This window comes from Actinophytocola sp. (genome assembly GCF_035634895.1).
GTDB lineage: Bacteria > Actinomycetota > Actinomycetes > Mycobacteriales > Pseudonocardiaceae > Actinophytocola.
Window position 1 is genome coordinate 1 of record NZ_DASQCC010000208.1, and the last position, 7,668, is coordinate 7,668.

13 protein-coding genes are annotated in these 7,668 nt (G+C 69.7%); 1 reads left to right on the forward strand and 12 read right to left on the reverse strand.

The genetic code is table 11. The annotated features are described in order from the left end of the window. From VET29_RS31155 to VET29_RS31165, 3 genes are all read right to left on the reverse strand, one after another. On the reverse strand, positions 1-220 hold a 220-nt coding region (locus VET29_RS31155), incomplete at its 3' end, for a hypothetical protein (RefSeq protein WP_324927196.1). 317 nt (positions 221-537) lie between these two features. Beyond that, the gene (locus tag VET29_RS31160) at positions 538-876 is read right to left on the reverse strand and encodes a hypothetical protein (protein WP_324927199.1); all 339 of its coding nucleotides are present in this window, start codon (positions 874-876) and stop codon (positions 538-540) included. Positions 877-950: 74 nt separating this feature from the next. Beyond that, positions 951-1,661: a site-specific DNA-methyltransferase gene (locus VET29_RS31165; protein WP_324927204.1), complete on the reverse strand. Its 711-nt coding sequence runs from the start codon at positions 1,659-1,661 to the stop codon at positions 951-953. Positions 1,662-1,892: 231 nt separating this feature from the next. Between VET29_RS31165 and VET29_RS31170 the strand changes: the two genes are divergently transcribed. Then, positions 1,893-2,108 (forward strand): hypothetical protein, encoded by a 216-nt coding sequence (locus tag VET29_RS31170; RefSeq protein ID WP_324927208.1) that lies wholly within the window; start codon positions 1,893-1,895, stop codon positions 2,106-2,108. Here VET29_RS31170 and VET29_RS31175 read toward each other — a convergent pair. From VET29_RS31175 to VET29_RS31215, 9 genes are all read right to left on the reverse strand, one after another. Next, positions 2,071-2,979 (reverse strand): hypothetical protein, encoded by a 909-nt coding sequence (locus VET29_RS31175; RefSeq protein ID WP_324927211.1) that lies wholly within the window; start codon positions 2,977-2,979, stop codon positions 2,071-2,073. The two genes, VET29_RS31170 and VET29_RS31175, sit on opposite strands and share 38 nt — an antisense overlap. A 160-nt stretch (positions 2,980-3,139) precedes the next feature. Next, positions 3,140-3,607, reverse strand: a complete 468-nt coding sequence (locus VET29_RS31180) for a hypothetical protein (RefSeq protein ID WP_324927215.1) — start codon at positions 3,605-3,607, stop codon at positions 3,140-3,142. Next, positions 3,604-3,819, reverse strand: coding sequence for a hypothetical protein (locus VET29_RS31185; RefSeq protein ID WP_324927218.1), 216 nt, complete (start codon positions 3,817-3,819; stop codon positions 3,604-3,606). Before VET29_RS31185 ends, VET29_RS31180 begins: the two co-directional genes overlap by 4 nt. After that, positions 3,816-3,989, reverse strand: coding sequence for a hypothetical protein (locus VET29_RS31190; RefSeq protein WP_324927224.1), 174 nt, complete (start codon positions 3,987-3,989; stop codon positions 3,816-3,818). The genes VET29_RS31185 and VET29_RS31190 overlap by 4 nt, the downstream gene beginning before the upstream one ends. Next, on the reverse strand, positions 3,979-4,989 hold the full coding sequence (locus VET29_RS31195) for an HNH endonuclease (protein ID WP_324927228.1): 1,011 nt from the start codon (positions 4,987-4,989) through the stop codon (positions 3,979-3,981). Before VET29_RS31195 ends, VET29_RS31190 begins: the two co-directional genes overlap by 11 nt. Positions 4,990-5,128: 139 nt before the next feature. Next, positions 5,129-5,527 (reverse strand): hypothetical protein, encoded by a 399-nt coding sequence (locus VET29_RS31200; RefSeq protein WP_324927232.1) that lies wholly within the window; start codon positions 5,525-5,527, stop codon positions 5,129-5,131. A 112-nt stretch (positions 5,528-5,639) separates the two neighbouring features. Beyond that, complete coding sequence (locus tag VET29_RS31205) at positions 5,640-6,446, reverse strand: site-specific DNA-methyltransferase (RefSeq protein WP_324927235.1); 807 nt, start codon at positions 6,444-6,446, stop codon at positions 5,640-5,642. Beyond that, a complete protein-coding gene (locus VET29_RS31210; RefSeq protein WP_324927240.1) occupies positions 6,443-7,135 on the reverse strand; it encodes a hypothetical protein in 693 nt (230 codons plus the stop codon). The genes VET29_RS31205 and VET29_RS31210 overlap by 4 nt, the downstream gene beginning before the upstream one ends. Next, positions 7,095-7,668, reverse strand: a 574-nt coding sequence (locus tag VET29_RS31215) for a VUT family protein (RefSeq protein ID WP_324927243.1), incomplete at its 5' end; no start/stop codon positions are given. The genes VET29_RS31210 and VET29_RS31215, both read right to left, overlap by 41 nt.

Here is a 7,668-nt window from a genome sequence, read left to right on the forward strand (position 1 = left end):
CATAGATGACCTGCCTGTCGAGCAAACCGTGCTCCTGGCGGAACTGCTTCGCGGCCGCAGCGGACGGCGCAAGTACGACGACCTGGTGACCGCGGTCCCCTTGTGCCCGATCGACCACGGTATCGATCGGCTCGTACACCAGCCCGTTGTCGCCGAGCTCCACACACAACGGCTCCCGGTCAGCGACCGGAATGCCCTTCAAGGCCTCGTTTCCGCTCATGGCTCACCACCTCCTGTTGACGACCCCACCGCCGCGGCCGCCGAGCTGTGGAGCCTCGGCGGCCGCGGTGGACCCGGAGCCGATCCCGGGTACCGGCGCATCATTTGTTGGAGCCCTGACCAGCGCAGACGCGCCTTTCATGATCCACACCGACCCCCGGTCAGCCTGGCCTGATGTCACGGGGGGATTTTTGCCAGAAGACCGGCGGGGTCTTCTTTCCGCACGTAGAGGGACTCGCACCCGGGGGTGGTTGTCGACCATGCATGATCAACTTAGGTCGCCTCGTCAGTCCACTGTGGATATATCCACAGTGGACGCTAGAGACCGCGTGCGTCAACGCTCAGGTGGCCGCGGTACACGACGGGCCGCGGCTGGCCCCGAACCGCGTTGCCCCTGATCCCGCCCTCGCTGCGGTTGCACTTCTCGTGCTCCGGTCCGCGCCACTGACGCCGCTCGTCGTGGCCGAGGTCCCATGCCTCGCCCGGCCAGATCCACCGCGTCGGCATCAGACACTGGACGGCACGGCACCGCAGCGCCCCCTCCGCTCGCTCGTGCTCGCCGCCCTCGCGCTGGATCCTCACCCAACGGTCCCGCTCACGCTGGTGGTCCGCGCCGTACCCGCGTTCGGTGGTGGTGCCCCTGCTCCGCTTCGGCATCGCTGCACCCTCCGCGTGCTAGGACGGCCGGTCGGTGCCTACTCCCCCTGCGGCACCGACCGGCCGCCGCCGGATCACCTCAGGCGCTCGGTGGCGATCTGGTGGTAGTGACCCGACATCTCGATGCCCACGAACTTCCGGCCCTCGGCGAGTGCGGCCTCGCCGGTCGTGCCCGACCCGGCGAACGGGTCGAGCACGGTGCCGCCGGGTGGGCAGATCTTGACCAGCTCGCGCATGACGTCGAGCGGCTTCTGGGTGATGTGCTTGCGGTCCTTGCCGCGCGGTTGGCTGCCGGTCAGCAGGCCGGGCAGGTAGACCGGGTTGCGGTCGGCGAGCACCGCGCCGTGCGTTCCCCACAGCAGGTACTCGGTGGACTGGGCGAACCCACCTCGGCGAGGCCGGGCGATCGGCTTGTTCCACACCACGATGCCCCGCCATGTCCAGCCGGCCGCCTGCAGCGCGTCCGAGGTGGTAGGCAGCTGGCGCCAGTCGGTGAATACCAGCGCCGGCGCGCCCGGCCCGGCGACCCGGTAGCACTCGGCCAGCACCAGCGTGAGCCATGCGAGGTAGCCGCGCTGGTCGCGGTTGTCGCCCTCGAAGTCGGCCAGCTCATGGCCGGCGTCGCTGCTGACGTACTTGTCGCGGGCGCTCTGCGTGCGCCGCTCGGACGGGGTGCGGCCGCCGGAGTTGTACGGCGGATCAGTGATCACCGCGTCGACCGCGCCGGCCGGCAGCGTGCCAAGCACGGACAGCGCGTCGCCTCGGTGCACCTGGGCTGAGGACACAAGACTCCCCTTAGGTCTGGTGACCCGGGGGAGGAAGATCACGAACGAGCGGGTGACGCAGGACGAATTATGCCGGTCTACCGCACTTCGGGGCAGACGTCATCCGCCTGCTGATCGTGATGATAAGCCATGGCGAGCAAGCCACGGAGCAGGTGGATCACCCTGGGCGTGTCGAGCGCCGTCGCAGTGGTCAGAATGCGTACCCGCCATTGACATGCGACGCTCGGCCTCATGAACGAGAGCCTCGACTGGTCTGATCAACAGCGGCTCATGCGGGCAGCCGACGACGAACACGGCGTGAGCCCACCGCAGCACGCCATCACCGAGGAAGATGTCCGCCAGTTCCCGGACCACTTCCTCAACGGCGCCGGCCAGTTCGCCGCCGAGCAGTCCCTCGGCGAGCACACGCTCACTGCGTTGGCGGAGGAACTGCTGCAGGAGGGTTGATACATTCCTTGCCCCGGTTGCGCGGCTTCATCTCGCGGGCGAGCACCAGCAGGTCGCCGAACCGGTACGGCCAGCGCCCGTCGTGGACCTCGACGCGGCCGTCCCGCTTCCAGGCCGCGATGTTGTTCCCGGTGATCTTCTTGTCGAGCAGCCAGGACAGCACCGGCGCAGCCTCGGCCGCGGTCACCAGCTGGCCGTCCAACTCGCGGGACAGCCACTCCTGGCGGACCTGGACGTCGTGCACCGTGCCGCAGTCCCGGCACCGCACCTGCGGCCGGCCCTTCGTCGCGTACAGCTGCCCGTCGCAGCGCAGCGGCTCCTCGTCCGGGTCAAAGTCGTCGCCCACCTCGAGCGGCTCCATGCACTGGCCCGCGTACACCTTGTCCGGCGCCCTGTCGATCACCCGCTCAGCATCCCGGACCACCCCGCGGATGCCCGACGACAGTTCGGCGGTGACGAACACCGCGGTCACGGCGGCCGCCGCCCACCGAGCGATCGCTGAAGGGTCGTCAACGGGCAGCGGGAGATCCGGCCGTTGGTCGGCGATCAACCGGGCCCACGTCGACAGCTCGTTGCGCATCCGGTGCGCCACCGCGCTCGCCCGCGCGTGGTATGGGACCGGCGTCTCGCTGGCCTTGCCACCGGCCGGCGTCGAGCCGCCCGACTTACTCAGCCGGGCCACCGTCGTCTGCAGCTCCTCCCACAGGCCCGGGCGCTCGTCGACCGCCTCTGCGATCACCTCCGCACCGCCCGGCAGTCGCCGGCGGTGATGACGAACGCGCTGCAGCCCGCCCGAGGCGATCGACATCAGCAGGCACTGGACGTCGTGGACGTGGGCGCACCCGAGCACGGTGCACTGGCGGTCGGTCAACGGAGCCTCCACTTAACCGGGGCCAGGCGCATGGAGCACCACCGGCCCGCCGAGGTGAGGTAGTGCAAGAAGGTGTCGTCCAGGAAGGCCTGGGCGCAGATCACGCCGTATAGGTCGCGGGCCAACTGCGGCTCCACGTAGACCGCCCTGTGCTCGCGCGTCACCGGGACCACCACCGACGCCACCACGGCTGCTTGGGCTCGTCAGCACTCCAGGACTGCCCACCGCACCGATGCCAGCCCGCGTGCCCGTGCGCCAGTTCGCACCACGTCCGCTCGCCGCCGGGAACGACGCGCGGCGCCTCGTTCCCGCACATGCCGGCCTGCTTGTCCCAGTCGACGAGCTCGTCGACGATCACCTGGTCGGCGCTAGGCCCGCGACGCGACAGCCGGTGCGGTCGCGACGGGGGGTTAACCATCTGTCGCGCGCGCGTGGACAGTTCGACGTCCTGGTCGGCGTACATCGCCCGGACCGTCGACTCCTGCCAGGGGGTCAGTGTCAGCCCCGCCTGCTCGGTGAGGTCGAGCACGGCGGCCGCCGGCCCGCTCGCCAACGGCGGCAACGCTCTGGCGTCGCACTCGGCTAGCACGCGGTCGATGTGCATGATCAGGACATCCACCCGGCTCATCGCCCCACCTCCTTCGGTTCTGGTCTCAGACCGTGGTTGCTCAAATCCATCAGGTCGTCAGCTCGCCGGATCGCCGCGTTCGGCGGCACCCCCCGGCCTACGAGCCGGTCGAAGAAGCGCTGCCACTCGGCATCCCACGCGCTCTGCTCCGACGTTGTCGGGGTCCGGGCCGCGGTCAACCGGTCCCGCCATGCGTCGTCGTCCTCGGTCACCGGGTCACCTCCTGGCTCTCGTCGATCGTCTGGACCAGGTGCGGCTTGCACACCAGGCACGGCACCGGGCGATCGGCGTTCCGGTCGATCCAGCCGCGCCGGCACCGGTGTGGCCGCTCGACCGGGGTGTCGTCCTCTTCGATCGGTTCGCCGTAGCGGTCATGGGGCACGGGGCTCACCTCCAGCTGGTGCGGTAGCGGTGGTTGGTGGGGAGTCCCGGTCAGGTGGGCGGCCTGCGTGATAGGGCCCGAACTTCGGTGCGTAGGGCGACGGATGTACCGAGGTTCGAAGGGTGTCGGGAGGGCCTATAGCTGTGCCGGTACCCGCCCCGTCCCGTCCCGGAGAGGTCGAGACCTGCGACAGGCTGGCGTCCTGTCGCAGGTCAGCAGACAGATCTGCGCCCTGATCCGGGCGTGGTCGCGGGTCGGGAGCTACGACGAGAGCTGTGACGGGACCTGCGACGGTCGCAGCTCCGGACGTAGGTCCGTCGCAGGTCTCGTCGTAGGTCTGACGCGGCTCCGGCAGGCTGCCGGGCACCGGCAGTAGCGCCATGTCGGCCTGCTCCGGGGTGCGCTTGTTCTTGCGGTTGTTGCAGCCCCGGCAGGCCACCACGAGGTTGTTGATGCCGTCGGCGACCTCCGGGTCGACATGGTCGAAGGTCAGCCCGTCGTCGGAGGTGCGGTCGCTGTGCGCGCAGTGCTTGCCGCAGTACCGGCACATGTCCCGGTCCCGGTCGCGCACGGCCTGCTTCAGCTTCGCGTTGCGCAGCTCCGCCTTCTTCGCCCGCTGGACGTCGACCTCGGAACGGGACGGGTTGCGGTCGAGGAAGTCGTGCAGGGCGAACTGCATGTCCGGCGGCCACGCGCGGCCCTCCAGACAGCGGCACTCCGGCGCCTGGCCGTCCTCTCCGAGCGTGTGCAGCAGTGGCTGGCGGTCGAACCGGGCGCGCAGTAGCCGGGCCAGGGTGCGCTTCGTGCCGTACATGTCGACCACGAAGTGCGGCAGGAAGCCGTTCGAGCCGTCCGCCGAGCACCAGGTGAGCAGCATCGTCCACACACCCACCGCGGCCGCGCGCTGGTCCTTCGCGCGCTCCCCGGTCACCCCGTCATCGATCAGGCCGAGGATCTTCATCGACAAGATCATCTTGTCGTCGATGCGCAGCCACGCCATCAGCGACCACCGCCCAGAGTGGACGGCGACACGAGCCGGAAACCGTTGTCTGCTCGGTCCGGATAGACCGCCGGGCATACGGCGACGCCGCGAGAACAAGATCGTTCTCGCGGCGGCCGTGGCACCCAGAACTGTGGCATCACCCGGCCTCTGCCCCATCCCGGAGCGCCCGCTCGGCCCGCAGCCTCTGGTCGGCGTTGTGCATCTCCTCGTTCAGCAGCCTCCGGAACATGACCGGGTACATCTCCTGCAGGCGAATCCCGGCCAACCGACGGGCCTTCTGGTACGCCCTGTTCCGCTCCCGGTTCCCGTCGAAGTGCTCCCGCCGGTGCGCGGCGTTCGCCTCCCGACACCGCCCGCACGGCCGCTGGTTCTTCCGCCGGTGCGCGAGATAGCCATTCCGCGTCCCGCATCCGGTCTTCGGGCTCACCACCGTCACGCCGTCGATCACCGCCCGACCGCCCAGATGATCCGGACACCCGCAGCGGCGCACCGGGTCGCCGGTCGCCTCGCACAGCGCGATCTCGATGTCGGTCATGACTGCACCTCGGCAGCCCCGGAGACCGGCTTGAGCGGCTCGACGCACACCTGGCGCGATCCGGAAACGTGCGTCGTGGTGATAGTCATCACGCCGCAGAACGGCGAGACGATCACCGGTCACCGTCCTGGTTGGGCATGCCGGCCGCAGCGAACAGGTCTGGCACGGCCAGTCGCTCGGCGGCGCGCTCGAGGTACGGCTCGTCACCCTCGATGCAGATAGCTCGTCGGCCGAGTTGACGAGCCGTGAGCCCGGCCGCGCACGAACCGGCGAACAGGTCGAGCACCAGGCCGCCCAGCGGTACGGCGTACTCGATCAGCGGGGCGAGCACAGGGCCTGGCTTCTCGGTCGGGTGGATCGCGCGGCCGTGCATCGACCGGGCGCGGATCACGGATGTGAGCAGCCGAGGGCCACCGTCGACGCTGGAGTAGGCGGACCGCCCGATATCGCCGGTGTGTGGCGGCCGCTGCTTGCGCCGCACCGTGCGCGCCCGCGCGTCGTTGGTGACCGGCACCTCGCGGTACACCTCGGACCATGGACCGCGATACCAGTGCGCCATGAGCTCGTGGACTCGGCGGATCCGGTCGGTGTGGAAGCTGGACCCGTTGTGCTTCTCCCACACCGCGGTGTCGACATCGAACTCGCCCACGGTGTCGTGGCTCAGCTTCCAACCCCCAGCAGCGAACTCGGGGCCGCGTTCCATGAACATGCGCAACGACCCGAAGCACCACATCGACCGGGCGTGCTCGGCCGCCAACGTGGGCCAGCCAGCCGGCCACCGGTCCCACGCGAGAGAGGTCTCGTCGTACGGTGGATCCGCGATCACCGCATCGGCTTGCACGCCGAGCTCAGGCAGAACCGTGCGGACGTCGCCGAGGTACAGCGTCACGAGGTCATCGGCGTAGTACGGCTTGATCACGCGCCATCACCGCCCTGGTTGGGCGTGCCGGCCAGCGGGCCCGCTGCGGCAAACATCTCGCCGTGGTTGTTGATGATGTCCAGCCACTGGATGACGTCGAGCACGTTCTTGTCGGGGCCATACCGGATGTAGGTGCTGTCCGAGGTGTGGCAGCCGCGGTTGTGGGCCTTCCACATGCTCGACAGGCCGTTCACCTTGCGGCCGAAATGGACCCGCTTGCCACGCGCCAGCGCAGCCTCGATCACCAACTGGGACGGTCGGCCGAGCTTCCATTCGTCGCCGCCACCGATGAACACCACGTCGACCAAGTCCCACGGGATCATGCCCGGCGCCTCGCTGCCCTCCTGGGCGACGAACGCCGCGGGGAAGCCGAGCGAGCGGATCACCGGCAGCCACGGCAGCGACCGCTTCAGCGTGGCCACCGAGTCCCCGCGGCCGAGGTCTGGGCGGAACACGTCCGGCGCGACCGCGAACAGGCAGCGGTCGGCGTACGGCGCCAGCGACTCCAGGAAGCTGATCCACTTCCCGTAGCCCGGCCAGCCGTCGCCGTAGCAGCCGTTGTCGCACGCGAACACCACGTCGTCCGGCAGCTTGTTGCCCTGCTTCGGTGTCATCATCGCCCCGAAGTCATCGCGTGCGGCCATGTGCTTACGCACCAACTCGGTCGAGGGGTTGCCGAGGTACAGCACGCCGGCGCACCACCTTCCGCCACGCCCACGGCGCGCCGTGCCGCACGAGCAGGTAAGCCGCGGTGCAGTAGCCGGCCTTGACCAGCAGCTGGCCGGCGAACGCGTCACCGGTCAGGTCGAACGGCGCCCACCACAGGAACAACCAGGTATCCGCGGCCGCGCCCGCCGTGTTCGACACGACCACCGCCAGCACGCGCCGGTCGTTGTCGCGCAGCGGGGTGTAGACCGCGAGGTCGAGCAGCTCGGCGAGCAGGAACGCCGCCCCCGAAGCGAACGCGATCTGCGGATCCGACACCCAGAACGACACGCCAGTGCCGATGCCGATGGCCGCCAGCACCCACCACAGCCGACGGTCGCCGGCGGCGTCCTGCAGCGCATCCCGCAGCCCCAGCGCCAACCCGGCGGTGTAGGTGCCCATCGGCACCAGCAGGCCCAGCCCGGCCGCCACGAGACCGAAGTGGTCGGTCGACCAGTTCGCCGCCACCACCGTGCCCACGTAGGCCACCAGCACCAGCACGGCCACGCCGCGACGA